Here is a 23,970-nt window from a genome sequence, read left to right on the forward strand (position 1 = left end):
CGCCGGTGAGCCCCCGCCTCTTGGCGGGGGCGCCGGTATGCCGAAAACTGAGGCGATGACGCAGCGCGCGGAACACTCCACGCTCATGGACCGCCTCGCCATCGACGATCTGATCACCGGGTACGCCATCGCCGTGGACGACGGCGACTGGCCCGGCTATCTGGCCCTGTTCACCCCGGACGGCCGCGCCGACTACCGCTCAGCGGGCGGCGTCGAGGGCGGCGCCGAGGAGATGGCCGCCTGGCTCGCCGAGATGCTGCGGCACTTCGCGATACGGCAGCATCTGATCGTCAACCGCCGGGTCACCCTCGCCCGGCGGGACGGCACCCCCGGCGACACCGCCACCGTCCAGGCCGACTACCTCAACCCGATGCGGCTCGCCGGCCCCGCGTCGGACGCCGGGGGCGGGCCGACCGCCCCCAACTACACCTGCGCCGGCCGCTATGAATTCGCCGCCCGCCGCACCACCGAAGGCTGGCGGCTGACCGGGGTCGTCGTCCACGAGAAGTGGCGGCAGGTGCAGCCGGTGGAGGACTGAGGGCTCCGCTGTCGGTCGCGATCCGGTATCGGCTGTTGCGGCGACACCCCCTTTCCTTGATCGGCGCACCCGCGCACACTGGCCGTCCGACCGGCGAGAACCGGCACCAGGGAGCCCGGCATGGACAGACCGCTCAGCCGGCAGCCGCGGTGGCTCGGCTCCCCCTGGTCACGGGGCCTGGCCGCCGCGCTCGCCGGAGCGGTACCGGCCCTGACCTTTCCGGCCCCGTCCTGGTGGTGGCTGGCGTACGCCGCCCTGGTGCCCTGGCTGCTGCTGGTGCGGACGGCCCCGACGTACGGGCGGGCGGCGCTGGACGGCTGGCTGGGCGGCACCGGCTTCATACTCGCCGTTCACCAGTGGCTGCTGCCGAGCCTGCATGTCTTCATCCTCGTGCTGGCCCTGCTGCTCGGTGCGCTGTGGGCGCCCTGGGGGCTGCTGGTGCGGGCGCTGCTGGGCGGTGCGCCCGGCGCGGGACGGTGCGCCGCCGCGCTGGTGCTGGTGCCGTCCGGCTGGCTGATGGTCGAACTGGTCCGGTCCTGGGAGTACTTGGGTGGACCGTGGGGGCTGATGGGCGCCAGCCAGTGGCAGGTGCCGCCCGCCCTGCGGCTGGCCTCGACCGGCGGGGTGTGGCTGGTCAGTCTGCTGATCGTGGCAGTGAACACCGCCCTGGCCGAGCTGATCGCCCGCCCGGCGGCACGGCTGCCCGCCGTGGCCGGACTGCTGGTGTGCGCGCTGGCGGTCACCGCGGCCTGGTTCCGGTCACCGGCTCCCCGCACCGCCGGCACGGTACGGATCGCCGTCGTCCAGCCCAACCTGACCGGCACCCCGACGGAACGGCTGGCCCGGAGCGAAGCGCTCACCCGGTCGCTGGCGGGCCGTGGGGTGCGGCTGGTCGTCTGGGGTGAGAGCAGCCTCACCCAGGACCCGGCGGACCGCCCGGCGCTCGCCGAGCGCCTCGCCGCCCTCTCCCGGCAGACCGGCGCCGAGCTGCTGATCAACGCCGACTCCGCGCACGCCGAACGGCCGGGCATCTCCAAGAGCGCGGTCCTGATCGGGCCGGACGGACCGACCGGGGACCGCTACGCCAAGATGCGGCTGGTGCCCTTCGGCGAGTACATCCCGTTCCGGTCCGCGCTCGGCTGGGCGACCCGGGTCGGCAAGGCCGCCCCGACCGACCGGCTGCGCGGCACCGCCACGGTGGTGATGCCGGTCGCCTCCGCGGGCGGACTGCGCGTCGGGCCGCTGGTGTGCTTCGAGAGCGCCTTCCCCGATATGAGCCGCCATCTGGTGCGCGACGGGGCGCAGGTGTTGGTGGCCCAGTCCTCCACCTCGACCTTCCAGGAGAGCTGGGCGCCCGCACAGCACGCCTCACTGGCCGCGCTGCGCGCCGCGGAGAACGGGCGGCCGATGGTGCACGCCACCCTCACCGGCATCAGTGCCGTCTACGGCCCGCGGGGCGAGCAGATCGGCGAGCGGCTCGGCACCGACCGCAGCGCGGCCGCCGTCTACGACCTGCCGCTGGCCGAAGGCACCACCCCGTACACCCGGTACGGCGACTGGGCGGTGTACGGGGCGATGGGCGCGCTGGTGCTCGCCGGCGGGTATGCGGGGCTTCGCGTGCTCAGCAGGCGGTCTGCGCGAGCGCCTCGGTGACGACCCGTTCGCACAGTTCGTGGGTGCGCAACGCGTCCTGGGCGGACGGCTGCCGGCCGGCCCGTACGTCGTCCAGGAACGCCAGCACGATCTGCTCGATACCGCGCTGACGGGCGACCGACACCCAGTCGCCGCGGCGCCGGACACTCGGCTGCCCCTTGTGGTCGATGACCTCGGCGAGATTGACGACCTGACGCTTGGTGTCCTGCCCGGAGACGTCGAGGATCTCCTCCGCGGAGCCGCTGAGACGGTTCATGGTGCCGAGGGCGGTGAAGCCGTCGCCGGACAGCTGAAGCACCACATGCTGCATCAGCCCCTCCCGGATCCTGGCCCGCACATCGATGTGGTCGACCTCCCCGGGGACGAGGAAGCGCAGGGTGTCGACGACATGGATGAAGTCGTCGAGCACCAGGGTGCGCGGGTCCTCGGGCAGGCCGATGCGGTTCTTCTGCATCAGGATCAGATCGCGGGCGTGCTCACGGCACTGGGCGTAGGCGGGCGCGAAGCGGCGGTTGAAGCCGACGGTGAGGCCCACCCCCCGCTCCTCGGCGAGCGTGACGATGCGCCGGGACTCGGCCAGCTCGTAGGCGATCGGCTTGTCGACATAAGTCGGCACGCCGGCCTCGATCAGCCGGGTCACGATCTCGGGGTGGGCGGAGGTGGCGGCGTGCACAAAGGCGGCGTCCAGGCCCGCTGCGAGCAGCGAGTCCAGGTCCGGGTGGAGCTGGGCCGCGGGCAGCCGGTGGGTGGCGCCGGCACGTTGCAGGGTGGCCGGGGTGCGGGTGTGCAGATGCAGTTCGAGCCCCGGTTGTGTGCCCAGGACGGGGAGGTACGCCTTCTGGGCGATGTCGCCGAGTCCGATGCAGCCGACCTTCACTCATGCTCCTTGGGTTGTGCCGCGCTGGTGGTGCCCCGCGTGCCGGAAGCATACGTGCCGGTCGGCGGCCGCCAGTCGGCGATCCCGTCCATGGCACGCAGCGCACGGGCCGGCCGGGAGCGCCAGGTGGTCAGCCGGCCGATCCGCCCGGCCCGGCGGACCACGTCCATGGTGCGCGGCAGCCGCTGCCGGGTGTACACGGTGAGCGCGGCGGCGAGGTCGGCCTCGGGTGCGGCCAGGTGGGCGAGCACGACGGCGTCCTCGATGGCCTGGCAGCCGCCCTGGCCGAGGTTGGGGGTCATCGGATGGACGGCGTCGCCGAGCAGGGCGACCCGGCCCCGGTGGAAGGCGGGCGGTGCGGCGGCCGCGGTGTACACGTCGTTGCGGAGCACCGCTGCGGGGTCGACGGCGGCGAGGAGGTCAGGGATGGGGTGGTGCCAGGAGCCGAAGCGGCGCAGCAGTTCGGCCCGTTCGCCGTCGGGGGCCCGGCCGCCGGGCGGGACGGCCGCGGTGGCGTAGGCGTAGACCCGTCCGTCGTGCAGCGGCTGGGTGCCCCATACGCCGCCGGGGCCCCAGGTCTCGTGCGCGGCGAAGGGACGGTCGGGCGCCGGAGCGACGAGGCGCCAGGCGGTGAAGCCGGCGTAACGGGGTGCGGGGTGCTGGGGGAAGAGGGCGCGGCGGACGGCAGAGTGGATGCCGTCGGCGGCGACGACGAGGTCCGCGGTGAACTCCTCGTCACCGGCCGCCCCCTGAACCCGCACCCGCGCCGGACGGCCGTCCGGCCGGGCGTCGCCCGGGTCGGCCAGGGTGGCCGCGGCGGCGGTGCGTACCGCGCCCTGGGGCAGCCGGCCGGCGAGCAGTGCGACCACTTCGGCGCGGTGGGCGACCACCACCGGGCCGCCGTACCGCCGGACGGCTGCGGCCTGGTCCAAACGGGCCAGCCGGCGACCACCGGGCAGCCGGAGTTCCGCCGCGGTCTGCGCGGGGGCCAGGGCACGGAGGCCGTCGCCCGCGCCCAGGGTGTCCAGGGCGCGCTGGGCGTTGGGGGCGAGGCCGACACCCGCGCCTACGGGTTCCAGGGCGGCGGCGCGCTCCAGGACGGTGACCGACCAGCCGCGGCGGTCCAGGGCCAGCGCGGCGGTGAGTCCGCCGATTCCGCCGCCGATGACGAGCGCGGTGTGCTGCCGCATGCTGCCTCCCGCATCCCGGGTCAACTACATGCGTAGTTACCCCTGGCGTCAAGACTACACCTGTAGTTGGCGGCTAGGCTCCCGGTATGAACGCCCGCAGCGACCGCACCCCGGCACCCGCCGCCGCACCCCGCCATGAGCTGATCGCCGACGCGGCGCTGACGCTGCTCGCCGAGCGCGGGATGCGCGGGCTGACCCACCGGGCCGTGGACGAGCAGGCCGGGCTGCCGCAGGGCTCCACCTCCAATGTCGCGCGCACCCGGGCGGCCCTGCTGGAGGCCGCGGTGCGGCGGCTGGCGGAGCGGGAAGCGGCCGTACTGACGGCGCAGGAGCGATCCGCGGCGGGGCGGGCCGGGGCGGCGCGGGCCGGGGCGGACGCCGGGGCCGAGGCGGGGCGGGTCGAAGCGGGTGCCGGGGCCGAGGACGCCGAGACCGAGGACGCCGGGGCGGTGGTCGCCGAGGCGCTCTCGCTGGCGCTGCACCGCTACCTCTCCCGGCACCGGCAGCTGCTCCTCGCCCGGTACGAACTGGCCCTGGAGGCCACCCGCCGGCCCGAGCTGCGGACGGTCTACGACCGGGCCGGCCGGGCCTTCCGGGAGCCGATGGCGGCGATGCTGGCGGCGGCGGGGTCCGCCGATCCCGAGCGGCATGCGATGAGCATGGTGGCCTGGTGCGACGGGATCCTGTTCTCCTGCATCGCGGGCCAGTTCCACGCGGCCGCCCCCACCCGCGCCGCCCTGCGCACGTCCTGCGCGGAACTGCTCGACGGGATGCTGCGTGGGTGAGGTGCTCCGAGGTGGCCCGGGGCGGGTCCCCCTATGGCGTGTGCCCCGCCGCCCGGTCGATCCGCAGCTGGAGCCGTTCGATCGCGTCCCGGAGGCCCTGGCGGTATTCGCCGTCGGCGAGGGCGTTGACCGAGACCCGTGCGCGCCGCAGCTGGGCGCGGGCATCAGCCGGCCGGTCCAGCGCGGCGTAGTCGGCGGCGATATTGAGATGCAGGGAGGGGAAGAACGCGCGGAGCGCGACGAGGGGGTGGCGGGGGCCGGGGCCGTCGGCCACCCGGGACTCCCCCGGCGTGGCGGCGGAGCCCGCGGGCCGCTCCGTGACGAAGCCCTCGGCCGCCTCCAGGGCCCGCAGGTCCCAGTCGAGCTCGTCCCGGGGGTCGTCCTGGGTGTCGGCCATGTAGTGGGCGAGGGTGCAGCGGTGGAAGGCGTCTCCGTGCGGCCCGATCTCCTGCCACAGCGCCGAGAGGCGGTTACGTGCCTCTTCCCGGTCGCCGCCGCGATGCAGCATGATCGCCTGGCCGATCCGGGTCAGCACCCCGTCCTCGGGCGCCGCCTCCCGCCGCGTTTCCACCACTGCACTCCCATATCCGCTCACACCATCGGTGGCTCGTTCCCTCGACGCTAACCGCCGGACGGGAGCTGCGCGCGGTGTGTGCGACGCACCGGGTGGTCCGGCCCGCCGCCCGGGCCCGCCGACTCAGCCCAGGTCAGGGATGCGCCAGTCGATCGGGGCGTGGCCCTGCGCGGCGACCGCGGCGTTGATCTGGGTGAAGGGGCGGGAGCCGAAGAACTTCTTCGCCGACAGCGGGGAGGGGTGCGCGCCCTGCACCACGGCATGCCGCTCCTCGTCGATCAGCGGCAGCTTCTTCTTGGCGTAATTGCCCCACAGCACGAAGACCGCAGGGTCGGGCCGGGAGGCCACCGCACGGATCACCGCGTCGGTGACCTTCTCCCATCCCTTGCCCTTGTGGGAATTGGCCTCGGCCTCGCGGACCGTCAGGACGGCGTTCAGCAACAGCACGCCCTGCTGGGCCCAGGGCATCAGATAGCCGTTGTCCGGGACCGGGTGGCCCAGCTCCTCCTTCATCTCCTTGTAGATGTTCCGCAGCGACGGCGGCGTCTTCACACCGGGCTGCACGGAGAAGCACAGGCCATGGCCCTGCCCCGCACCGTGGTACGGGTCCTGGCCCAGGATGAGCACCTTCACCTGGTCGTAGGGCGTCGCCTCCAGCGCCGCGAAGACCTGCTCGCGGGGCGGATAGACCGGGCCATTGGCCCGCTCCTGCTCGACGAAGTCGGTCAGCTCCTTGAAATAGGGCTTCTCCAACTCCTCGCCGAGGACCCCGCGCCAGGATTCGGGCAGCATGTCGGTCACCACGTCAACAACCTCCGGTGTGCGTTGCGTTCTCAGTCCCCGAACCTACCGGCGACCACTGACAACGCCGTCCGCGGGCCGACCGGGCCGGCCCGGAAGCCGCGGTCCGCCCCCTCAGGCGGTGTCGAGACGGGGGCGCTGGACGGCGTCCAGCCGCAGAGCGAGTGCCGCCAGGCATTCGCCAGCTGCGCCACCGAGCTCACGCCGACCACCGGCACCACGGGAACGGCGCCGCCCATCAGCCACGCCGGACCACCTGGTTCACGGTGGCCCCGCACTCCGCGGCGACCTCCGCCGGCACCCGCAGCCGTGCCACCGAGCCGGGATGGTCGTAGCGCTCCGGCAGCGTTCCGTCCGTGCGGGAGCAGGCGCCCGCCATCAGCGTCCCACAGCCGGTCAGCGTCAGGCAGGCGGTGTGCCGCCGCGCAGTCGAGGAGCTCCTCGTCGGCCTCCCCCTGCATCTCGGGCGGCAGGCCACGGATGGCCGCCCCTCCCAGGCCCTCGGCATGGGAGGGCCATGCGCTGCCGCGGGCCGGGTCCGGCCGGGTCCGGCCGGGCGCCGACCTTGGTGGCCACGACCGTACGGCGTGCGGTCGTGCATGGCAGGTCTCCCTGACAGGTCCGCTGACGCGCGTGGTGCCGGTCCTGATGAGGACCGGCACCACTGACTCTGCCTTGTGGAGCGCACACCAAGGCAAGCCGCGCGGGCCCGCCCGGCGCCGTCAGACCCCGGCGTTGAGGAACAGACCGCCGTCGACGACCAGCGTCTGACCGGTGATCCAGCCCGAGGCGTCGGACAGCAGGAAGGCCGCGGCCCCGCCGATGTCCTCCGGGACGCCGAGCCGCGCCAAGGGGTAGCCGGCCGCCGCCTCCTCCTCCCGGTTCTCGTAGAGCGCCGCCGCGAACTTGGTCTTGACCACCGCGGGCGCGATGGAGTTGACCCGCACGCCCGGCGCGAACTCGTGGGCGAGCTGAAGCGTCAGATTCACCATCGCGGCCTTGCTCATCCCGTACGCACCGATGAACGGCGAGGGCGCGAGACCGGCGATCGAGGCGATGTTGACGATCGCGCCGCCGTTGTCCTTCTGCCAGGCGTGCCAGGTGCGCTGCGCGAAACCGAGCGCCGAGACGACATTGGTCTCGAACACCTTGCGCGCCACACCCAGGTCGAGGTCCGCGATGGGGCCGAACACCGGGTTCGTTCCGGCGTTGTTGACGAGGTAGTCGACGCGGCCGAAGGTCTCCATCGCGCGCTCGACGGCGATGGCCTGGTGTGCCTCGTCATGCGCCTTGCCGGCGACACCGAGCACCCGGTCGGCGCCCAGCTTCTCGGCGGCCTCCTTGAGAGCGTCCTCGTTGCGGCCGGTGATGACGACCCGGTCGCCGCGGGCCACCAGGGCCTCGGCGATGCCGTAGCCGATACCGCGGCTGGCGCCGGTGACCAGCGCCACCTTGCCGGAGGGCTCGGGGAGCCCGCTGTCCTGCTCGGTCATGTCCAGACTCCTGAGGTCGGTGGGGCGGTCAGTTGAGCGGGCCGCCGGCGACGTACATGACCTGGCCGGAGACGAAGCCGGCCGCGTCGCCGGTGAAGAAGGCGATCGCGTTGGCGATGTCGTCCGGCCGGCCCACGCGCTGGACCGGGATCTGGGTGGCGGCAGCGGCCTGGAACTCCTCGAAGCCCATCCCGACGCGCTCGGCGGTGGCCGCCGTCATGTCGGTGACGATGAAGCCGGGGGCGACGGCGTTGGCGGTGACGCCGAACTTGCCGAGTTCGAAGGCGAGAGTCTTGGTGAAGCCCTGGAGACCCGCCTTGGCCGCCGAGTAGTTGACCTGTCCGCGGTTGCCGAGCGCCGAACTGGAGGAGAGGTTGACGATCCGCCCGAACTTGGCGTCCACCATGTGCTTCTGGCAGGCGCGGGACATCAGGAACGCGCCGCGCAGATGCACGTTCATGACCGTGTCCCAGTCGCTCTCGCTCATCTTGAACAGCAGGTTGTCGCGGAGCACACCGGCGTTGTTGACGAGGACGGTCGGCGCACCGAGCTCGGAGACGACCCGGGCGACCGCCGTCTCGACCTGCTCCGCGTCCGAGACGTCACAGCCGACCGCGATGGCCTTGCCTCCGGCCTTGGTGATCTTCTCGACGGTGTCCTTGCAGGCCGCCTCGTCGAGGTCGAGTACGGCGACGGCACGGCCTTCGGCGGCCAGACGTACGGCGGTGGCCGCGCCGATACCGCGGGCCGCGCCCGTGACGATGGCGACGCGCTGCTCGGTGGTGGACATGCGGGTTCTCCTCACCCTCGAAACCTCGACAAGCGGTCCGCCGCACCGATCCCGTGGGTGAGCAACCGCTTAGTAGCCTGAGCAGGGCTGACGCTAGAAGCCCGGCCACCCGCTGTCAACGCCCCACCACCGCGCCGTTGCCCACCTCACCTGTGAGACCGGACGGGGCCCGGCGCGCGCCACGACGAAGCGCCCGGCCCCGCCCGAAGGCGGCGCCGGGCGCCCGAACAGCGATCCGGTGCTCCTCAGCGCACCAGCAGCTCCACCAGCCGCTCGGCCTCGGCGGTGGGGTCGGCGGTCAGACCGGTGTGCACCGGGCCCGGCTGCACGATGGTGCTGCGCGGTGCGATCAGCCAGCGGAAGCGGCGTCCCGCGTCGTCCCCCGCCGCCTGGCCGGCCCGCTCGCCGCCCTCGCAGATCCCCTCGACGGCGCCGAGCGCGGCCCGTACACCGGCCACATCGACCGTGGGGTCAAGGGCCAGCAGCCGGGCCTCGTCCAGATAGGTCCGAGCCTCGACGAAGCCCCGGGCGCGGCAGTACACGACCACCCCGGCATTGATCATCTCGCCGCGCTCCACCCGGGGCACGACCTTCAGCAGGGCATATTCGAAGACATCCCGGCCGTTGTGCAGTCCGGTCACTTCACTGCCCTCCGCGGCAGCTTCGCCGCCAGCCATTCCGGTGCTTGCGAGGGCTTGTCCCCGGAGGGCTCCCCGAGGGTGATCTGCTCACTGATCGTCCGGGCCCGGGCCAGCAGCGTGCGCACATACGCCTGGCGCAGCACGTCCGGGGAGTCGAAGCCCGGCTCGCCGGCCAGCCATTCGTCCGGCACATCCGCCGCGATCTCGGTCAGCAGCTCTTCGGTGATCTGCGGCGCGAACTCCTCGGCCGCCGCGGCGACGTCCGGCGCGAAGGTGGCGAGCACATGATCCGAGGCGTTGTACGGGCGGGCCGAAGCCTTCTCCGCGGTGGGCCAGTTGTGGTGCCAGATCATCGCCGCACCATGGTCAATCAGCCACAACTCGCCGTGCCACACCAGCAGATTGGGATTGCGCCAGGACCGGTCGACATTGTTGATCAGCGCGTCGAACCACACCACACGCCCCGCCTCGCGGGCACTCACCTCGAAGGCCAGCGGGTCGAACCCCAGCGATCCGGGAAGGTAATCCATCCCCAGGTTGAGCCCGCCGCTGCTCTTCAGCAGCTCCTGAACCTCCTGATCGGGCTCACTCAGCCCGATGACGGGATCGAGCTGCATCTGCACCAGCTCCGGCACCCGCAGCCCGAGCCGCCGCCCCAGCTGCCCGCACACAATCTCGGCCACGAGCGTCTTACGCCCCTGCCCGGCACCGGTGAACTTCATGATGTAGGTACCGAGATCGTCACCCTCGACGATTCCCGGGAGCGAGCCGCCCTCACGCAGGGGTGTGACGTAGCGAGTCGCTGTGACTTCTGTCAGCATTTTCCCAGGCTATCCGACCCACCGGCCTTACAATCCACAATTAAATGCAGACCCACACCAGCCGGGGAACCCGCCGCGATCAGCCCTGGGGAGAATCCGGGGAGTTTCTACCGGCACGGTGGGTCCCCCTTCCTCTCGAGCAGTCCGTCAATGGCGGTGCGCCCCTTGCTTCCGGCCTCCGGCATGAAGTGAGCACAGTAACCGAGCGTGACAGCCCGCGAGGAGTGCCGAGCCACCGCGCCACAGTCACCACCGACTCCCCCGCCTCCAGCATCATCGAGGCGTAGGTGTGCCGCAGCACATGGAATCCGTCCTTCGGCGCCGCCTCCCACTGCCACGGCTTCGCCCCCTTTGGGCGCGGAGGGATGATGCCGGCCTTGGCCAGTGCGGGTTTCCAGCTGTAGGTGTTCCACGTGCTCACGGCCACGGCGTTGCCGAATCGCGTAGTGAGACCCAGGGACAACTTCTTTCGCGGTCTGTCTGCCCCGGGCTTCTCCCACGGAAGCTCCACCTCTACCGGCGGGAACGCCTTGACGTGGCGCTTCCGTTCCTGGGCCACCGAGGGGGGCATGTCGACGGTACGTGTCTTGGCTCCCTTCGGAAGGGCGAAGTACAACTTCCCGTCAATCGCCTGGACTTGACGACGGACGTGCAGCACGCCCCTCGCATAGTCGATGTCCTCGGGACTCAATCCGAACACTTCACCCTGACGAAGTCCGCATCCCAGGCCGAGTACGACAGTCACCCGGTTTCGCGGACTGATCACGTCTCGGACTTGGAGCGCCCTCTCCAACAACCACGCCTCTCGACGCTCCCGCGGCGCCTTGGGCCACTTCACGGACTTCGCATGCACAGGGTTCCGGGCGAGGCGCTTGTCATCAACGGCAGCATCCAGGACGCTGGACAACTCGGACAGGACGCCGCGCCGGTAATCGACCGAGGAGACGGTGGACTCCAACTTCGCTATGTATGCGCGAAGTTCCGCCGTCGAAATGCGCCTGAGCGGCAGCGGCAGCTGGTCCAGATGCGGCACGATGTGAAGTCGCGCCCTCCGCTCCTGGTTCTGCTGGGTTTCCGGAACTCCTCCCCTGCCCGGGGCCCAGCGCATCGTGATGTAGTCGGCCAGTGTGATGGATCCGTCGCGGAGCGCGGAGCTGCGCTCAGCGGGCTCAGAGTCGTGTTGGAGCGGGAATCGGCCTGTTCTTGTTCACGGATCCAGGCATCCAGAGCATTTCTCCGGTACATGACGCGGCCTCGTGGCCCCATGCGGAAGCTCGGCGGCCCCTGCCGCCGGTGCCGCCACACGTAGAGCTTGTGGGGTGAGAGGCCGAGGTACTCAGCGGCCTCTTTAACGGTCAGGAGAGCTGTGCGTGCCGCACGGGGAGGCTCAGACGGGGATACAGGTGGGCCAGGCGGGTCAGGCTGAATGAGGGCATGAGGTATCGCGGATCGGCACATAAATGGGGAGTTCCTTGCTCAGAGAAGGGGAGCGACAGGCGGGATCGACAGCACGTACACCGTGCGCGGCACGTGCAGGGAATGCCATCTGTCACCAGACGGGTGCTGTCCATGCCAGAGGCACAAGCCAGGGCCGCGCGATGCCTCCTAGCGACACGCAGCGCTGCCCTGAGTCCGCTACGACTCCACCGCCAAGCACAGTCGAATGCGGCAATCGAGGCGGCATCCCACTGCATCACCAAGTTCTCTCCGATAGGGCTAGCCGCACAGACACATACACAGACGGCCGCGGAGAGGAAGTCCCCGTAGGTAAATTGGGCGTGCGCAGCCCACGCGCTAAGTACGCCCAATGTGAAAGGAACTGGTGCGGTCAGTTGAACAAGCCGGAGCACATACATCGGCAGAAGAGACTCCTCATCAGGTCACCGAGTAGGCCGCACACCAGCCTTGCGTTTCCATGGTGTTGTACGTTGACATAGCCCCGGAAAGGGTTCCAGTCTTTCGAGATTCTTTCTCGTCTGCCGTAGGCGAATGCCGGAACGAGAACTGCTTGCGGACGGGTATCCACCATGGCGGAGCCGTGCACCGGACTGGCGGAACACTTTTCAGATATGACGGATTTTCGCTGGTTCCCTGGACCGGTGGTCAGCGGAGCCTCGCCCACGCAGCCTGAGGCCGGGGGGACGTTGTTGGCCCTGCCCGCCGGCGGGCAGAGAGGCAGCACAACAAGACCCAGCGCCTCCGGCGAGTTGGCGAAAATCACGAGCATCTCGGACGCGAAGGTGTGTACCCCGACGCGGCACAGTGGCCAAGGACGATCCGGCCAATGCGTAGCCGGCCCATGCACACGTGTCCCCTGCCCGAAGCCGGGCAGGGGACACGCGAACTTCTGTCAGATCAGTCAGACGTGATTCCGATGAAGTTCCGAAGCAGATTCCCCGAGGGGAAAAGCGTCACTGAACGGAGCACGCCTGAATCTCCGTCGTACTTCAACGTGGCAACGGTCGAGGACGACGATTCGGCTCTCACTGAAACCTCGTACTCACCGCCCCCGGCAGCGGTGTCAACGAGATCGAAGCGGACCGCTCCTTGCTCCGCTGATGCTGTCATCCATACTTCGACTACACCGCGGCAGTAGTCCCGCACGCCCGACGGTGGCGTGCGCAGCTTCGGCATGAACTGAGGGACTACTTGCTTCGCACCCAAAAGTTCCAGGTGGTCAAATTCCCCCTCATCGCCGAGCCGAACCAGACCTGCCAATCCCGTCTCGTCATCAAACTCCAGAGCTGGCCCTCCAGAACTGGACGATGATTTCACGAAGGACAAGAGCGCCACATCAACTTCTGGATCGTAACGAAGGTGGCAATCTACGCGGCTTGTCATATGGATTCCCTCAGGCTCCGAAGTGGTGATGCTAGCGTCGCCAGGCCGTAACGCAGTAGCCGCTGTTGTTGAGCACAACAACAACCTTGGATCCAGTGTACTTCCAGGTCTTCTTGGCCCTGTCGTACCTGGCTGACGAATACTTGGTCGCCACTACACGGTCAGCCTCGGGACCGGTGATGCTGTCCTTGGCCATCTCCTCAGCGCAGTGGAGGCTGTAGCCCGAGATGAACCGCGGCGCCGACTGCAGCACCATGAGCTCGTCGGACGTCTGGAACGAACCGCTCTGAGCATCACCTGCGGCGTAAGATGCGCCTCCGGCGGTCAGGACCGCCGCCAGCGCCAGTCCGGCCGAAGCGCCGGCCTTGAGCACCTTGCCGCGGAGGAGGTTACTGAATTCAGGCATTTGACTTGACCGACCTCTCTGCATTCGAGTAGATGTGATACGCGCCAATGAGCCCGCAATGCGCCACTCAAGAGGGCGCATTGCGGTGGTTATCTCAGAACTCGTACAGGTAGACGTCGGCTATCGACCCGGGGCGGGTCCACTTGAAGCTCTTCTTGGAGCCCCACCCGTCGCACGTCTCGCTCCGCTTCGTCGAGCCATCAGCGAAGTGAGCCTTCACGCCGACACAGTCCCCGTCGAGCTCATCGTCCTGGTACCAGCCCTTGACGGTGATCTGCCCCCCACTGCAGTCCAGGGTCCAGTGTGCCGTTGCACCGTCAGTAGTCGGGTCGAAGGTCTGGCCGCAGTGTCCGTTGGGCCTCGCGCTGGCAGTGCCCGCCAGAGTTCCGAACGTCATCGTCCCCACAGCGACGCTCACCATTGCACCGATCGAAATCTTGCGCAGAATAGGACGCACTCTGTCACTCCTTGGTCGTCGCACAAATACCTTCATGCGAATAGGGGTAACAGGGAATTGGTGCATGCCGGATCGGGACTCAGAGCCCCCCGACTCCCCCTGTTGGCGCCACCCCCGGCGGCGCCGCATATAGAACCTAACCCACTTCCCCGCGAAAGTCGACGGCAAATTTCCCAGTGATCACGAATGGGCTGAGGGGATCTATAAGCGGAATCTAGGCCGTGTATTTTCCCGCGCGTGTAGGGGCTTCGCCGGTTAGTCCGAGGGCAGTCGGCGAGCCGGTGCCGCGGCAAGGTCCCGGGCGACTTCGGCGTCCTCCCCGCCCTGGGCGGAGAGCAGTTGGAACAGCTCCATTCTCGAGTTGGGTGAAGCCGAGGGAAAGCCAGCAATGCGGGCACCATCCGCTGGGACGCTGCGAGCTGGGTATCTCCTGACGGGCGCAGGTCACGTTCCACGCGCTCAGTCCAGATCGGCGGTCGCCAAGGCCACCGCGAGCGCCAGGTAGGGCACAGCTCCCACGCAAAGCTCCGCCGCAGCACTTGGGTCGGATGCGCTCCCCGCCGCTTGCAGCGCCAGCAGACCGGTCAGCACGGTGGCGTCGACCGCCGCATCGAGGACCTCGTCCACCGAGAACTCGCCACCGGCCACCAGCTCGTTCACCAGGACAACAGCCTGCTGCGGATCACGCTGCCACGGCTCCGCCACCGCGTCGCCGGCACCCGCCAGGTCCATCACGGCGGCCTGCTCCACCGTCGGCAACGGCACGCCAGGCGGCCCGGCCTCCTCCACGAACTCCTGGGCGCGCGCCACGAGGCACCGCGCGCCATATCCGCACGGCCTCCTGCTGCTGCCGCGCGACGACAGCCAGCCACCGGGCATCATCCTCATCGCGGGCAAAGTCCAGCAGGGCGGCGGAGAGAGCGACCTTTCTGACCGGCATGAGGTCCACCGTCACCTCGTCCTGGCCCGGCGGGGCGGCGGCGATCGGCCAGTACACCGCGCCCGCGGCTTCGGCACACGCACCGATCAGCTGATTCAAAGCAGCGATCAGCCGCGCGTGGCGACGGCGCCGGGCAGGCAGGTCCAGACGGTCCGAGGTAGCAGTCACCCCGCACCATGCCGCTCGCCGGCCACCCGGCGAGCCCGTGTCAGCCCACCGGCCGCCCCTCAACCTGTTCGAACCCTGCCCCCAGCGCCACCAACGCCGCCCGCCTTCGAGACCGACGTGGGGGTGCCGACTGTCGAGCGCGGCGGCGGGCGCGATGCGGCTGGTGCGGACGGCGATCAGCTCCGAGGAGACGGCGGACGAGGAACACTGGAACGAAATCCGGCGCCTGCGGGAGGAGTCCACGCTCCAGCAGGCAGGTACGACACAGAAGGGGCTGTGAGCGTTACAGATCCGACTCTGCGGGTGGGAGCTCGGTCTCGCTGCGGTTGTGCAGCCAGTTGAGCAGCCGGAAGCCGCGCTCGCTCTGTTCAGCGTTTCCCCACAGCGCGGCCGAGAACGCCGCGACGGTGAGCGCCACAACGGTGCCGAGCACGACCGTCTGCGGGCCGGTGAGTGGCTGGGGCTGGCTTGGGGTTTCCATCGGCGTCCTCCGTGTCGGGTGGGTGCAGGTGATCCAGCGTAGGAGCCGCTCAGGGCGGTCGGTGCAGATATTCGGTGGAACTCCCCTTGTCGGGTGGGGCGTTGCGGGTCAGGGCACGAGGAAAACCGAGACGGCGAGAGTGCGAGGAATATCAAGGCACCAGATATCTTGGCGCGCGAGAATTTCCATGGTTTATTGTGCGTGACCTGATCGCTACCAAAGGGGCACGTGGCACGCATCGCCACGCCGGCGACCGTTCCGGCGCAGTCCGGACCGACCAAGGGCGTCCGAAAGTCCTACGCGGAGATCCGCGTGGGAGACCTACATGTCGATCAGAGTCTGACCTCTGCCCGCCTCTTCGGCACCAACACTGGCGAGGGTGCCGGCCCAGCCGCGCAGCGGAAGAAGGATATCGCCTGGACGGCCCGGCTCACGAAAATGTGGGATCCCTTCGCGCTGCTCCCGGCGATCGTCTCCCTCCGAGAGGACGGCCTGCACTATCTTCTCGACGGCCAGCACTCCACGGAGGTGGCGGTCGACAAGGAGGGCCCGGATTTCCTTCGGGATTGCATGGTCTACGAGGGCCTGTCCGCCGAACAGGAGGCGAAGTTGTTTCTCCCGGCCAACCGCGACCGCAAGGCCGTGAAGCCGTTCGACATCTTCCGCGTCTCGATCACGGCCGGTGACCCTCGCAACACCCGGACCCTGGCGGAGGTCGAGAGCCTCGATCTCGGCATCTCGGGTAGCACCTCGGCGAACAAGATCGGCGCGGTGCAAGCGCTCACCTCCCTCGCGGTGATGGACGAGAAGCCCGCCGCCCGCCGATGTCCGTGCTGGGAGCCGGAACGCTGCTGGCCGTGTGGGCGGCGCCGCAGATCACCAGCCTCTATCAGAGCGACTCACCGGCCAACCACGAAGCGTTTCAGCTGACGGTGGTCTTCGCGCGGTTCCTGCTCCCGCAAATCTTTTTCTACGGCCTGTTCAGCATCCTGGGCCAAGTGCTCAGCGCCCGGGACAAGTTCGGCGCGATGATGTGGACCCCGGTCCTCAACAACGTCGTCCTGATCTCCATGTTCGGCGTATACCTCGGCATGATGACCGTCCCGGACTCAGTCCAGGACATCACGCAAACCCAGGTCACGCTGCTCGGCGCGGGCACCACACTCGCCCTGGCGATCCAGGCCCTTGCCCTGATCCCCTTCGCCAGGGCCGCCGGCTTCCGCTTCCGCCCACGTTTCGACTGGCGCGGCACAGGCCTGGGCAAGAGCATCAGCGCGGCCCGCTGGACCCTGCTGTTCGTCCTCACCAACCTCGTAGCCAGCACGGTGGTGACCCGCTACGCCTCCGCCGCAGACACGGCACTGCCCAAGGGCGGCGTGGGCTTTTCCGCCCACACCTACGCGCAGACCATCTGGTCGCTGCCACAGTCGGTCATCGCTGTCTCGCTGGTCACCGCCCTGCTGCCGCGAATGAGCCGGGCCGTCGCCGAACACCGCCTGGACGACATGCGCGATGACCTCTCCCGAGCCCTGCGGATCAGCGGCGTCGTCATCGTTCCCGCCGCCTTCTTCTTCGTGGCCCTCGGCCCGGAAATGGCGCAGGTGATCTTCGCTCACGGGGCAGCCGATTCAGCGTCCATCGTGCCGCTGGGCCAGATGCTCCAGGCTTTCGGACTCGGCCTGATCCCCTTCTCGGCGCAGTACATGCTGCTGCGCGGCTTCTACGCCTTCGAGGACACCCGGACCCCGTTCTGGATGGCCGTGTGGATCAGTACCGCAAACATTGCCCTGGCCACCGCCTGCCATCTGCTGATGCCCCCACGATGGGCAGTCACCGGCCTGGCCGGCGCCTACGCCGCCTCGTACGCCATCGGCCTGCTCGTTACCGCGCTGCTGTTGCGACGACGACTCGAAGGCCGGCTGGACGGCAAGCGACTGTGCCGCACCTACGGCAAGCTGACGGCCTCAGCCCTCGCGGCGGGAACGCTGGGCTGGTTCGTGGCCCGCTCATGCTCCAATACCGTCACCTCGACGACCTGGGCAGCCGCTCTGGGCCTCGCTGCGGGCGGCCTCACCGTGTTCCTGGTGTTCGTGCTGCTCGCACGAATCTTGAAGATCAGTGAGCTGCGGAGCCTGCCGGGCCTGCGGTGAGCGCCCGGTCTGGCTGAGCACCCGCGGCAAGGGTGCTGGATAGTCCGTAGTGCGGATCTACCCAGGCCGGGCCCGCGCCGGCGCCTGGCCTGACAGTCAGACAGCGCGCAGTCGAGGGGGGTCAGGCTGCTCCGGCTCGACCTCCGCAACGACCGTGAGGGGAAGGGGGGCCTCGGCGTCGCCAGTCTTCTCCGCCCGGCGGCGCAGCTTCGACTTAAGGCTGATCAGCCCACTCTTGACGTGCGGCGCGACAACGACCCCCAGCGCGAAGCACGTGCCAGCGATCGCCAGGGCAGTCTTGGTGCCGTCGAACAGCACGGCGTGCGTGTTGAGCGTGTTGTCGTCGTCCCGCGCCAGCGGGCTCTTTCCGCCCGGAGTACTCGACTGCGAGAAGTGTGTGTCGGAGGGACGCTTCGTCAGCATCAGTTCCCAGATCGAGTCACCCCAGTTGAACTCCATGACGCAACTGTAGAGGCGACCAGGTACGCAGCGGCCCGGAATGCAATGTTCTCCGCACCTCGGTCAGCGGACGGGGAACCTGAAGTCCTTGACACCCTTTCAGTCAAGGTCTTCGGGTCCCCAAGGGGTAACCTGCCGACCGCCGAAGCGTCAGCGATCTGTGTCTGTTGGCTACCGTCGTGTCCTCGGCTCTACTCCTGAACGAGGTCGTAGACAGCCCGTTGAGGGTCGCTTTTGACGATGAGCCCGTCCACGCACAGGTCGCGCAGGATCTGCCGGACCCGTTTCTCCGCTGCCCGTTGGTCTTCCCACGTGTGACCGTGTTCGCCGAGAGCCTTGATGGCACGCTGCGGATCTCAGGTGCCGCCGAGGGCGCGAATCGCCTGGGCGAGGGCATGCCGGTCGGGATGATCCTTCTTGCGGTGGTTGGCGATGCTGGCAGGGGCGCCGCTGTAGTTGCAGTCGGCGCACTTCTCCCACGAGCAGTCCGGATCGGTGACGGCGGCGTGGCGGACGGAATGGTGCGAGCCGAAGCCGTGGGCGTGGAGCAGTTGAGCGACGGACCCGTCGTACTTGAGTGCCATGAGCGCTGCTTCGGCGATCTTGTCGTGGCCGGCGGCGAAGAACTTACCCAGGCCGACGTCCTTCCCGCAGCCGCACCAGCACTTGCCGGTCGGGATGAGGCGAGGCTTCTCATTGCTTGGCATGAACCCAAGGTATTAATCCTTGGGATGAAGTCAAGAAATAAATCCAAGGATCCCATTCAAGGGTTGCATCGACGTAAGCAGGCATACAGCCGCAAGCCGACTTCATGCACAGCAGGGTCAGCGGCGCGCGTCGCCGGGGGCGAGCACTCAGAGCGCCATTCACCTGATCTGCCCAGAAGCCTGCCCGACCAGAGCGTTGAGGCTCCCCCGCGCTTCTACCGTCAGCACTCGCAGTTCCTCGCGATCCGTCGCCCGGTGAAGGGCATGAATCATTTCGGTGGTGTGCTCTGCTCGTGAGCGCAGGCTGTCATCCGGCACGAGAAGGTGTAGTTGGTGAACGGCCTGGAAGACCAGGCCGCGTAGCCTGAAGGCTTCCGTTCTGGCTGCGACGTGCGCCGGGCCACCATGATCCTCATGCTTTCGCCACCACCAGTCGTGTTGGCTACGTAAGAACTCGTTAGCGGCGCCAGTGAACGCAAGAACGGCGCTGCGACGTTCACTGCGGTCTGCGACTCGCTTTTGGAACTGGTACCCCAGCAGTGACCCGATGAGAGTTCCTGCCACTGCGATGAGTGTCGTAAGTACCTGATTCACCCTAGTAGTTGACCATCCTCAACCTGGTTAAGGCGAGACAGTTGCAGGCCCTCGCGCTCACTCGCGGTGACGGGTTCGGCCCGTTGCTCATGGAATAGGCGACACCTCAACATGCGAGCCCAACAGTCTCCCCCCGCTCTGCATCGCACATGACGGTCTCTCACCTGACACCTGGGCCGTGCAAGGAGCGCGGCGGACAGGTGAAGGTCTCCGGGCCCATGTGCAGACCCACGGTGGCCGACGGCCAGGAGCGGGGACGCCTCGGGTAAGGCATGGTGCGGCAGCGGCTTAGACCACGTCCTACGTGGTGAGGCGGACGTGGTCTAAGGACCGGCGGAACCATGGTCTTCGCATCGATCTCCCCCCGGTGTCACATGACGGGAGCGCGCTGCTCACCGCCAGTCGGGCAAGATCTATCGAACTGCTGACCGCCATATTGGCGAACACGCTCCGCCGGGCAAGGCCCGAGCGGCATAGCTGAGACCAGGATGCCGTCGTCTGCTGAACGGCGCGGCTCGAGCCAGGAGCACCGCAGACACGAGTCCCCGGCTGGACAGGGGCGAGCAACCGGAGACTGCGGTGCGCGGTCTTCTCGCCGTCGGTGGTGGTGAGTTTGAAGACGGACTTCATGTGGGTGTAGTCCTCGGCGTAGGTGCACCAGAAGGCGTGGTTGGTCGGCTTCCAGTCAGCCGGGCGCTGTCGCTCGTGAGCTGTTGCAGGACAGCGGCGTCGGCTTTCGTGGTGGGGACAAGGGAATACAGGCACTCGCGGCTGTGGTGGCAGGGGTGTGGGCGCGCTGCATGCGATGGGTGAGGGCTTCCCAGGGGATGGCGGTGGTCGGCCAGGGGCTGGGTCCAGGAGGCCGTCAGATCCTCCAGGGCGCGCTGGACGGCATCGGCCGCGCTGCCGTGGTTGGTGAGAAGGTGCTGGGTGGAGTGCTGGTAGATCTCGTGGTCAGCTGGCAGAACGCCGCGAAGTCGGCGGGCAGGATCACGGTGATGGCCTGCTCGCCGAGCGGGGGACGCACGGGGGTGTGCCCCGTCAGGTACCCAGTGACCCTGCCCAGCGTCCGAGGGCCGGGATGGGCTGGGGCATGGGGCGTTGCCGGAGCGCCCCGGCGGCCTGGCCTGCGGGCGCGATGGTGTCGGGGGTGGAGGGCAGGAGCTGCCCGCTGCCCAGGGTCCGGCTGAAGGCATGGAGCATGTCCTCCAGGTGCGCTCCGCGTGCCGGAGCGGCGGTGGTGCGGGTGGGTGGTGGGGTGGGGGTGTGGTCGCTGGCGGTCTCCCACAGGGGGGAGGAAGTAGGTGGGTTCGCCGTCGCGGACGAGGACCAGGTCGACGAGGTCCTGGTCGAGGATGCCGCCGGAGGCAGCGGGCAGAGACGAGGCGCCCACGGGTGAGGACGAGCCCGTCGTTGACTTGTACGTAGCGACCAACGCAGGGGCCAGGTCCGACTGCCGAACTCTGCTCCCCAACCGAGGTATCGTCGGGCTCTTGGCCGCGTATCAGGTGCTCAGGTTCCGCTGTCGCGGTCCTGCCTCAGAGTGGCTGATGACCGAACCAAGCACGGCTTTCCGGCTGGTTGGGGCGGACGATTGCCAGGATGGCCGGCACGAGCCAGATCACTCCCAGAATGGGCACCACCTCGAAGAACGCCAGGGTGAAGGGCAGCGCCGTCCAACCGTAGGCGAAGGCGGAGACGCGCAGATTGGGGTGGCGCGTGGGGAACTTCAGGGCGGTAGTGATGCCCCATGCGGCAACCGCAAGCACGAGCACTCCGGCGAATACGATGATCCCGGAGTGAGCCTCGCCTGGCGTGGTGCAGCACGGGGTCGAGACGTCGCCCTCGCCCCAGATGGCTGTGGCAAAAGCCACACTGTTGGTCAGCAGAGCAAGTCCGAGGACGGCCTGCATACCGCCCAAGACCATCATCAGCACGCGAAGGCGCTTTACCGGCTGTGGCATCTGCGCCCCTGAGGGGATCGGCCCCCGGCTCAATCCCCCCGGCCCACTGGGGCCTCCAGGCCCAGCCGCCCCTGAGTTACCACTCGCGCGCGACCTATGCCACGGCCGCTGTCCGCCTGGCTCTGCTCCATCATTCACGGTCATGCCGACGGTCTCCCCCTTGAACGGCCTCGCGCCTGCGCGCCATGCTCCGGCGGTCCGCATCGACTGTCCAGCCACAATCCGGCCAGGGCAGCCGCCAGGGTCGTCATCGATATGCGGTGAACACGACACGCTGGCGCCATGCTCGCCGTCAGCGTCTGCTCGGCCACTCGCAGCGCAGCATTCACGATCCGGTCGCAGCGCCCCGGCGTCGGCGGCTCGATGCTCCCCGTCCGGCAGCGGGCCAGCAGTTCCACCCGTACCTGCTCCGGCCTCCGCTCCTTGCACGCGACGTGCTCGGCGAGCCAGCCGGTCACGCCCCGAGGAGACCCCCTGATCCATGCGGCATCTCGGCGAACGCAGACTCAGCAGTACACGGAGCCGACTAGGCAGGAGCTACCTGCGGCAGGCGATGGTGATGATTTCCCGGCTGTCATCGGTGATCGGACCTCGATCCCAGTCGCCATACTGGCCCTCGATCTCGAAGCCTGCCTCGACCAGAAGCGCGTTCAGGGCCGCTACGTCGAGGAACCGCAAGCTCTCGCTCAGGACGCGAAGCACCGTGCCGTCCGGCTTCGCCACCGTCCCGCGGATCGTGACGATGTCGCCGACGACGGAGTCGACGTCGTGCCAGTAACGCAGGGCACGGCCGGCATCATCGACGAGGTCGACCACGTCGTCCGGGTTCGAAGGCGTCCACCCCTCCCAGGCCCTTGCCTGGGGGTGCCGCGTCTCGAAGGCGAAACGACCACCGCGCCGCAGCACTCCGTACATGGCACTGAGCGAAGCCCGCAGTTGGTCATCGGTCAGCAGGTTCTGGAACGCGTGGCCGGTCATCGTGGCGAGTTCGAAGCCCGCCCCACTCCTGGCGTCCGCTGCGGTGCCTTCGATCCACTCCACGTCAGCCCGCAACCGTGCCCGATCCAGCGCGGCGCAGTCGGGGTCCAAGCCGACAAGCCGACCGCGATGACCCCGCTCACGGGCGAGCTTCAACATGGAGCCCGTGCCACAACCGACGTCGAGAACTGACCCCGCGTCCATGACCAACGGGAAGAAAAACCGGTCGTCAGATCGCCGGTCCGGGTTCCACGGGTTCAGCAAGTCGTACAGCGCAGCGGCATCAGCATCGGAGTACACCGGCGGCAGTGTCCGCCAACCCTCGCACTCCATCAACCGATTAACACACGCTCCACTCAAGGCCCTCTCGCGGAACTTGCCGCCCACGAGCGCCGAGGCATCGATAGCGCACCCGTGATCATCTACGGGCCCGCCGCCACTCGATCTGGTGAAGTGCAGAGAAGGGGCCTGCTGTGCAACGGCGTCCTGCTCTTCGAAGTTATGTCGATCTCCCCATCGCAGGTTCTGGTGTGACGTGCTGCTTCGCGAGATGGACAGGTTGTTTCAGCAGTTCTGGGCGAGGGGCAGTACGAACTCAGACGGCGGCGGCCGCCAGCAGTTCTGGCAGGTTGCGCATGTCGTCGAACACGACAGTGCCTGCTCCCTCCAGCCGCGAGGCCGGGGTGAGGCCGCCGCAGTAACCGTAGGCCCGCATGCCGGCGGCCCGAGCTGCCTGCACTCCGTATGCGCTGTCCTCGATCACCGCGCACCGCTCGGGTCGTACCCCCATGGAACGTGCGGCGTGCTGGAAGAGGTCAGGTGCAGGCTTGCCTCGACGGACGTCGGCCGCGCTGAAGATGTGGTCCTCGAAGTGGCCCGTCAGGCCGGCGATCTCCAGGCTTCGGCGAATGCCGGCGTGATCACCGTTCGAGGCGACGCAGACGGCTGTGGTGAGGCGCCCCAGAACCTCTGCGATGCCCTCGACAGCGGTCAGTTCGGCCTCAAAGGCCGCATCGTAGAGATGCTCGTATCGCTGCTGCCAGCCCTTCTCCAGGCGTCGTCCGAGTCGTTCCTCGACAGCTGCGGTGTAGACCTCGGTGGACGAGCCCACGAACCGCTCGATGATTTCAGCTTCAGTGAACGTGCACCCCAGGTCAGCCATGATCATTGCGTCTACTTTGATGCATATCCTCTCGCTGTCCACCAGCACGCCGTCACAGTCGAAGATCACCAGTTCAACAGGGCTCTGCGTCATGATCGGCAGCGTAGAGGGCAGTCGGTGCAGGCGCTGCGGTGCGTCGGGCTGTCGTCGGTTTTGCCAGCGGTTCACCGCGAGCTGCTCGCACCACCCACCGGCGTGCTCGACAGCGCGCGGAGGCGACGGATGCTCCGCAGTAGCCGTTGGGGAGGCAGACCTTGGCTCGGACCAGGGACAACCGCATCCAGGCCGCATCGGCAAGCGGATGGTCCACGGGCAGCGCGACGGCTTCGCCTTCGGCGTTGACCTTGGGGGACTTCTCCCAGTGCTCACGCAGGGTCCGGGCTTGGCAGGCGGCGGAGGCGGAGCGTCGTTGTAGATGATGGCGTCTCGCGGCAGGACCGGTTGCCAGTCGTGGGCGCGGGCATCTGCGAGGAAACGACCGAGCGCGTTGATTGTGGCCC

29 protein-coding genes are annotated in these 23,970 nt (G+C 68.7%); 7 read left to right on the plus strand and 22 right to left on the minus strand.

Annotated elements, in window-relative coordinates:
• Nucleotides 1–55: 55 nt before the first annotated feature.
• Both CP981_RS04150 and lnt read left to right on the plus strand, forming a co-directional pair.
• Complete coding sequence (locus CP981_RS04150; protein ID WP_085923419.1) at nucleotides 56–538, plus strand: nuclear transport factor 2 family protein; 483 nt, start codon at nucleotides 56–58, stop codon at nucleotides 536–538.
• A 120-nt stretch (nucleotides 539–658) separates the two neighbouring features.
• Nucleotides 659–2,191 carry an apolipoprotein N-acyltransferase gene (lnt, locus tag CP981_RS04155; protein WP_085923420.1) on the plus strand — a complete coding sequence of 511 codons (1,533 nt, stop codon included), beginning with the start codon at nucleotides 659–661 and terminating at the stop codon, nucleotides 2,189–2,191.
• On the opposite strand, the gene CP981_RS04160 is transcribed toward lnt, so the two are convergent.
• Both CP981_RS04160 and CP981_RS04165 read right to left on the minus strand, forming a co-directional pair.
• Nucleotides 2,160–3,068 carry a Gfo/Idh/MocA family protein gene (locus CP981_RS04160; protein WP_085923421.1) on the minus strand — a complete coding sequence of 303 codons (909 nt, stop codon included), beginning with the start codon at nucleotides 3,066–3,068 and terminating at the stop codon, nucleotides 2,160–2,162. The genes lnt and CP981_RS04160 overlap by 32 nt on opposite strands.
• The gene (locus CP981_RS04165) at nucleotides 3,065–4,258 is read right to left on the minus strand and encodes an FAD-dependent monooxygenase (protein WP_085923422.1); all 1,194 of its coding nucleotides are present in this window, start codon (nucleotides 4,256–4,258) and stop codon (nucleotides 3,065–3,067) included. The genes CP981_RS04160 and CP981_RS04165 overlap by 4 nt, the downstream gene beginning before the upstream one ends.
• Nucleotides 4,259–4,344: 86 nt before the next feature.
• Here CP981_RS04165 and CP981_RS04170 point away from each other — a divergent pair, with 86 nt between their 5' ends.
• Nucleotides 4,345–5,043 carry a TetR/AcrR family transcriptional regulator gene (locus CP981_RS04170; RefSeq protein ID WP_085923423.1) on the plus strand — a complete coding sequence of 233 codons (699 nt, stop codon included), beginning with the start codon at nucleotides 4,345–4,347 and terminating at the stop codon, nucleotides 5,041–5,043.
• A gap of 31 nt (nucleotides 5,044–5,074) precedes the next feature.
• Here CP981_RS04170 and CP981_RS04175 read toward each other — a convergent pair whose 3' ends face one another.
• From CP981_RS04175 to CP981_RS04235, 13 genes are all read right to left on the minus strand, one after another.
• Nucleotides 5,075–5,614: a hypothetical protein gene (locus CP981_RS04175; protein ID WP_085923497.1), complete on the minus strand. Its 540-nt coding sequence runs from the start codon at nucleotides 5,612–5,614 to the stop codon at nucleotides 5,075–5,077.
• A gap of 126 nt (nucleotides 5,615–5,740) precedes the next feature.
• A complete protein-coding gene (locus CP981_RS04180) occupies nucleotides 5,741–6,409 on the minus strand; it encodes a uracil-DNA glycosylase (RefSeq protein ID WP_042153675.1) in 669 nt (222 codons plus the stop codon).
• 247 nt (nucleotides 6,410–6,656) lie between these two features.
• Nucleotides 6,657–6,797: a hypothetical protein gene (locus CP981_RS38040; protein WP_208852890.1), complete on the minus strand. Its 141-nt coding sequence runs from the start codon at nucleotides 6,795–6,797 to the stop codon at nucleotides 6,657–6,659.
• A gap of 343 nt (nucleotides 6,798–7,140) precedes the next feature.
• Complete coding sequence (locus tag CP981_RS04190; protein WP_085923424.1) at nucleotides 7,141–7,911, minus strand: SDR family oxidoreductase; 771 nt, start codon at nucleotides 7,909–7,911, stop codon at nucleotides 7,141–7,143.
• 28 nt (nucleotides 7,912–7,939) lie between these two features.
• On the minus strand, nucleotides 7,940–8,701 hold the full coding sequence (gene fabG, locus CP981_RS04195; protein WP_085923425.1) for a 3-oxoacyl-ACP reductase FabG: 762 nt from the start codon (nucleotides 8,699–8,701) through the stop codon (nucleotides 7,940–7,942).
• Nucleotides 8,702–8,946: 245 nt separating this feature from the next.
• The gene (locus tag CP981_RS04200; RefSeq protein WP_327227940.1) at nucleotides 8,947–9,378 is read right to left on the minus strand and encodes a DUF3037 domain-containing protein; all 432 of its coding nucleotides are present in this window, start codon (nucleotides 9,376–9,378) and stop codon (nucleotides 8,947–8,949) included.
• Nucleotides 9,339–10,163, minus strand: a complete 825-nt coding sequence (locus CP981_RS04205; protein WP_085923427.1) for a HipA family kinase — start codon at nucleotides 10,161–10,163, stop codon at nucleotides 9,339–9,341. The genes CP981_RS04200 and CP981_RS04205 overlap by 40 nt, the downstream gene beginning before the upstream one ends.
• Nucleotides 10,164–10,242: 79 nt before the next feature.
• Nucleotides 10,243–11,121, minus strand: a complete 879-nt coding sequence (locus tag CP981_RS38450) for a tyrosine-type recombinase/integrase (protein ID WP_244329537.1) — start codon at nucleotides 11,119–11,121, stop codon at nucleotides 10,243–10,245.
• Nucleotides 11,122–11,126: 5 nt separating this feature from the next.
• Nucleotides 11,127–11,621 (minus strand): helix-turn-helix transcriptional regulator, encoded by a 495-nt coding sequence (locus CP981_RS04215; protein ID WP_085923428.1) that lies wholly within the window; start codon nucleotides 11,619–11,621, stop codon nucleotides 11,127–11,129.
• Nucleotides 11,622–12,518: 897 nt separating this feature from the next.
• A complete protein-coding gene (locus CP981_RS04220) occupies nucleotides 12,519–13,004 on the minus strand; it encodes a hypothetical protein (RefSeq protein ID WP_143658833.1) in 486 nt (161 codons plus the stop codon).
• Between the two features lie 31 nt (nucleotides 13,005–13,035).
• Nucleotides 13,036–13,410: a hypothetical protein gene (locus CP981_RS04225; RefSeq protein ID WP_085923429.1), complete on the minus strand. Its 375-nt coding sequence runs from the start codon at nucleotides 13,408–13,410 to the stop codon at nucleotides 13,036–13,038.
• A gap of 94 nt (nucleotides 13,411–13,504) precedes the next feature.
• The gene (locus CP981_RS04230) at nucleotides 13,505–13,807 is read right to left on the minus strand and encodes a hypothetical protein (RefSeq protein WP_143658834.1); all 303 of its coding nucleotides are present in this window, start codon (nucleotides 13,805–13,807) and stop codon (nucleotides 13,505–13,507) included.
• A 519-nt stretch (nucleotides 13,808–14,326) separates the two neighbouring features.
• Entirely contained in the window at nucleotides 14,327–14,755 is a 429-nt protein-coding gene (locus CP981_RS04235) for a hypothetical protein (protein WP_244329539.1), read from the minus strand.
• 374 nt (nucleotides 14,756–15,129) lie between these two features.
• On the opposite strand from CP981_RS04235, the gene CP981_RS39120 reads away from it, so the two are divergent.
• A complete protein-coding gene (locus tag CP981_RS39120; protein ID WP_280116691.1) occupies nucleotides 15,130–15,255 on the plus strand; it encodes a hypothetical protein in 126 nt (41 codons plus the stop codon).
• Nucleotides 15,256–15,258: 3 nt separating this feature from the next.
• Here CP981_RS39120 and CP981_RS04240 read toward each other — a convergent pair whose 3' ends face one another.
• The gene (locus CP981_RS04240; RefSeq protein WP_085923431.1) at nucleotides 15,259–15,456 is read right to left on the minus strand and encodes a hypothetical protein; all 198 of its coding nucleotides are present in this window, start codon (nucleotides 15,454–15,456) and stop codon (nucleotides 15,259–15,261) included.
• 228 nt (nucleotides 15,457–15,684) lie between these two features.
• Here CP981_RS04240 and CP981_RS04245 point away from each other — a divergent pair, with 228 nt between their 5' ends.
• Both CP981_RS04245 and murJ read left to right on the plus strand, forming a co-directional pair.
• The gene (locus tag CP981_RS04245) at nucleotides 15,685–16,386 is read left to right on the plus strand and encodes a DUF6551 family protein (protein WP_085923432.1); all 702 of its coding nucleotides are present in this window, start codon (nucleotides 15,685–15,687) and stop codon (nucleotides 16,384–16,386) included.
• Entirely contained in the window at nucleotides 16,281–17,606 is a 1,326-nt protein-coding gene (gene murJ / locus CP981_RS04250) for a murein biosynthesis integral membrane protein MurJ (protein WP_085923433.1), read from the plus strand. Before CP981_RS04245 ends, murJ begins: the two co-directional genes overlap by 106 nt.
• Before the next feature lie 96 nt (nucleotides 17,607–17,702).
• Here murJ and CP981_RS04255 read toward each other — a convergent pair whose 3' ends face one another.
• The 3 genes from CP981_RS04255 to CP981_RS04265 all read right to left on the minus strand — a co-directional run bounded on the left by CP981_RS04255 (nucleotide 17,703) and on the right by CP981_RS04265 (nucleotide 19,336).
• Nucleotides 17,703–18,065 carry a hypothetical protein gene (locus CP981_RS04255; RefSeq protein ID WP_085923434.1) on the minus strand — a complete coding sequence of 121 codons (363 nt, stop codon included), beginning with the start codon at nucleotides 18,063–18,065 and terminating at the stop codon, nucleotides 17,703–17,705.
• 356 nt (nucleotides 18,066–18,421) lie between these two features.
• On the minus strand, nucleotides 18,422–18,772 hold the full coding sequence (locus tag CP981_RS38455) for a hypothetical protein (protein WP_244329541.1): 351 nt from the start codon (nucleotides 18,770–18,772) through the stop codon (nucleotides 18,422–18,424).
• A gap of 159 nt (nucleotides 18,773–18,931) precedes the next feature.
• Nucleotides 18,932–19,336 carry a hypothetical protein gene (locus CP981_RS04265; protein WP_143658835.1) on the minus strand — a complete coding sequence of 135 codons (405 nt, stop codon included), beginning with the start codon at nucleotides 19,334–19,336 and terminating at the stop codon, nucleotides 18,932–18,934.
• A gap of 1,231 nt (nucleotides 19,337–20,567) precedes the next feature.
• Here CP981_RS04265 and CP981_RS04275 point away from each other — a divergent pair.
• A complete protein-coding gene (locus tag CP981_RS04275; protein ID WP_143658836.1) occupies nucleotides 20,568–20,765 on the plus strand; it encodes a hypothetical protein in 198 nt (65 codons plus the stop codon).
• Between the two features lie 139 nt (nucleotides 20,766–20,904).
• Here the strand turns inward: CP981_RS04275 and CP981_RS04280 are convergent, their stop codons facing one another.
• The 3 genes from CP981_RS04280 to CP981_RS04290 all read right to left on the minus strand — a co-directional run bounded on the left by CP981_RS04280 (nucleotide 20,905) and on the right by CP981_RS04290 (nucleotide 23,563).
• On the minus strand, nucleotides 20,905–21,330 hold the full coding sequence (locus tag CP981_RS04280; protein ID WP_085923435.1) for an AdipoR/hemolysin III family protein: 426 nt from the start codon (nucleotides 21,328–21,330) through the stop codon (nucleotides 20,905–20,907).
• 537 nt (nucleotides 21,331–21,867) lie between these two features.
• Nucleotides 21,868–22,608, minus strand: a complete 741-nt coding sequence (locus CP981_RS04285; RefSeq protein ID WP_085923498.1) for a class I SAM-dependent methyltransferase — start codon at nucleotides 22,606–22,608, stop codon at nucleotides 21,868–21,870.
• A 295-nt stretch (nucleotides 22,609–22,903) separates the two neighbouring features.
• Nucleotides 22,904–23,563 carry an HAD family hydrolase gene (locus CP981_RS04290; protein ID WP_208852891.1) on the minus strand — a complete coding sequence of 220 codons (660 nt, stop codon included), beginning with the start codon at nucleotides 23,561–23,563 and terminating at the stop codon, nucleotides 22,904–22,906.
• Nucleotides 23,564–23,970 lie beyond the last annotated feature (407 nt).

The organism is Streptomyces platensis (assembly GCF_008704855.1).
Classification (GTDB): domain Bacteria; phylum Actinomycetota; class Actinomycetes; order Streptomycetales; family Streptomycetaceae; genus Streptomyces; species Streptomyces platensis.

Excerpts from the sequence above, each read along its gene's own strand:
- CP981_RS39120 (WP_280116691.1), top strand. The coding sequence starts at position 15,130 with ATGCGGCTGGTGCGGACGGCGATCAGCTCCGAGGAGACGGCGGACGAG.
- CP981_RS04280 (WP_085923435.1), bottom strand. The coding sequence starts at position 21,330 with ATGCCACAGCCGGTAAAGCGCCTTCGCGTGCTGATGATGGTCTTGGGC.
- lnt (WP_085923420.1), top strand. The coding sequence starts at position 659 with ATGGACAGACCGCTCAGCCGGCAGCCGCGGTGGCTCGGCTCCCCCTGG.
- CP981_RS04290 (WP_208852891.1), bottom strand. The coding sequence starts at position 23,563 with ATGACGCAGAGCCCTGTTGAACTGGTGATCTTCGACTGTGACGGCGTG.
- CP981_RS04235 (WP_244329539.1), bottom strand. The coding sequence starts at position 14,755 with ATGAGGATGATGCCCGGTGGCTGGCTGTCGTCGCGCGGCAGCAGCAGG.
- CP981_RS04275 (WP_143658836.1), top strand. The coding sequence starts at position 20,568 with ATGTCCTCCAGGTGCGCTCCGCGTGCCGGAGCGGCGGTGGTGCGGGTG.
- CP981_RS04165 (WP_085923422.1), bottom strand. The coding sequence starts at position 4,258 with ATGCGGCAGCACACCGCGCTCGTCATCGGCGGCGGAATCGGCGGACTC.
- murJ (WP_085923433.1), top strand. The coding sequence starts at position 16,281 with ATGTCCGTGCTGGGAGCCGGAACGCTGCTGGCCGTGTGGGCGGCGCCG.
- CP981_RS04180 (WP_042153675.1), bottom strand. The coding sequence starts at position 6,409 with ATGCTGCCCGAATCCTGGCGCGGGGTCCTCGGCGAGGAGTTGGAGAAG.
- CP981_RS04170 (WP_085923423.1), top strand. The coding sequence starts at position 4,345 with ATGAACGCCCGCAGCGACCGCACCCCGGCACCCGCCGCCGCACCCCGC.
- CP981_RS04190 (WP_085923424.1), bottom strand. The coding sequence starts at position 7,911 with ATGACCGAGCAGGACAGCGGGCTCCCCGAGCCCTCCGGCAAGGTGGCG.
- CP981_RS04230 (WP_143658834.1), bottom strand. The coding sequence starts at position 13,807 with ATGACGTTCGGAACTCTGGCGGGCACTGCCAGCGCGAGGCCCAACGGA.
- CP981_RS04255 (WP_085923434.1), bottom strand. The coding sequence starts at position 18,065 with ATGGAGTTCAACTGGGGTGACTCGATCTGGGAACTGATGCTGACGAAG.
- CP981_RS04205 (WP_085923427.1), bottom strand. The coding sequence starts at position 10,163 with ATGCTGACAGAAGTCACAGCGACTCGCTACGTCACACCCCTGCGTGAG.
- CP981_RS04220 (WP_143658833.1), bottom strand. The coding sequence starts at position 13,004 with ATGACAAGCCGCGTAGATTGCCACCTTCGTTACGATCCAGAAGTTGAT.
- CP981_RS04150 (WP_085923419.1), top strand. The coding sequence starts at position 56 with ATGACGCAGCGCGCGGAACACTCCACGCTCATGGACCGCCTCGCCATC.
- CP981_RS38040 (WP_208852890.1), bottom strand. The coding sequence starts at position 6,797 with ATGGCGGGCGCCTGCTCCCGCACGGACGGAACGCTGCCGGAGCGCTAC.
- CP981_RS38455 (WP_244329541.1), bottom strand. The coding sequence starts at position 18,772 with ATGCCAAGCAATGAGAAGCCTCGCCTCATCCCGACCGGCAAGTGCTGG.
- CP981_RS04240 (WP_085923431.1), bottom strand. The coding sequence starts at position 15,456 with ATGGAAACCCCAAGCCAGCCCCAGCCACTCACCGGCCCGCAGACGGTC.
- fabG (WP_085923425.1), bottom strand. The coding sequence starts at position 8,701 with ATGTCCACCACCGAGCAGCGCGTCGCCATCGTCACGGGCGCGGCCCGC.
- CP981_RS04215 (WP_085923428.1), bottom strand. The coding sequence starts at position 11,621 with ATGTGCCGATCCGCGATACCTCATGCCCTCATTCAGCCTGACCCGCCT.
- CP981_RS04200 (WP_327227940.1), bottom strand. The coding sequence starts at position 9,378 with ATGGCTGGCGGCGAAGCTGCCGCGGAGGGCAGTGAAGTGACCGGACTG.
- CP981_RS04225 (WP_085923429.1), bottom strand. The coding sequence starts at position 13,410 with ATGCCTGAATTCAGTAACCTCCTCCGCGGCAAGGTGCTCAAGGCCGGC.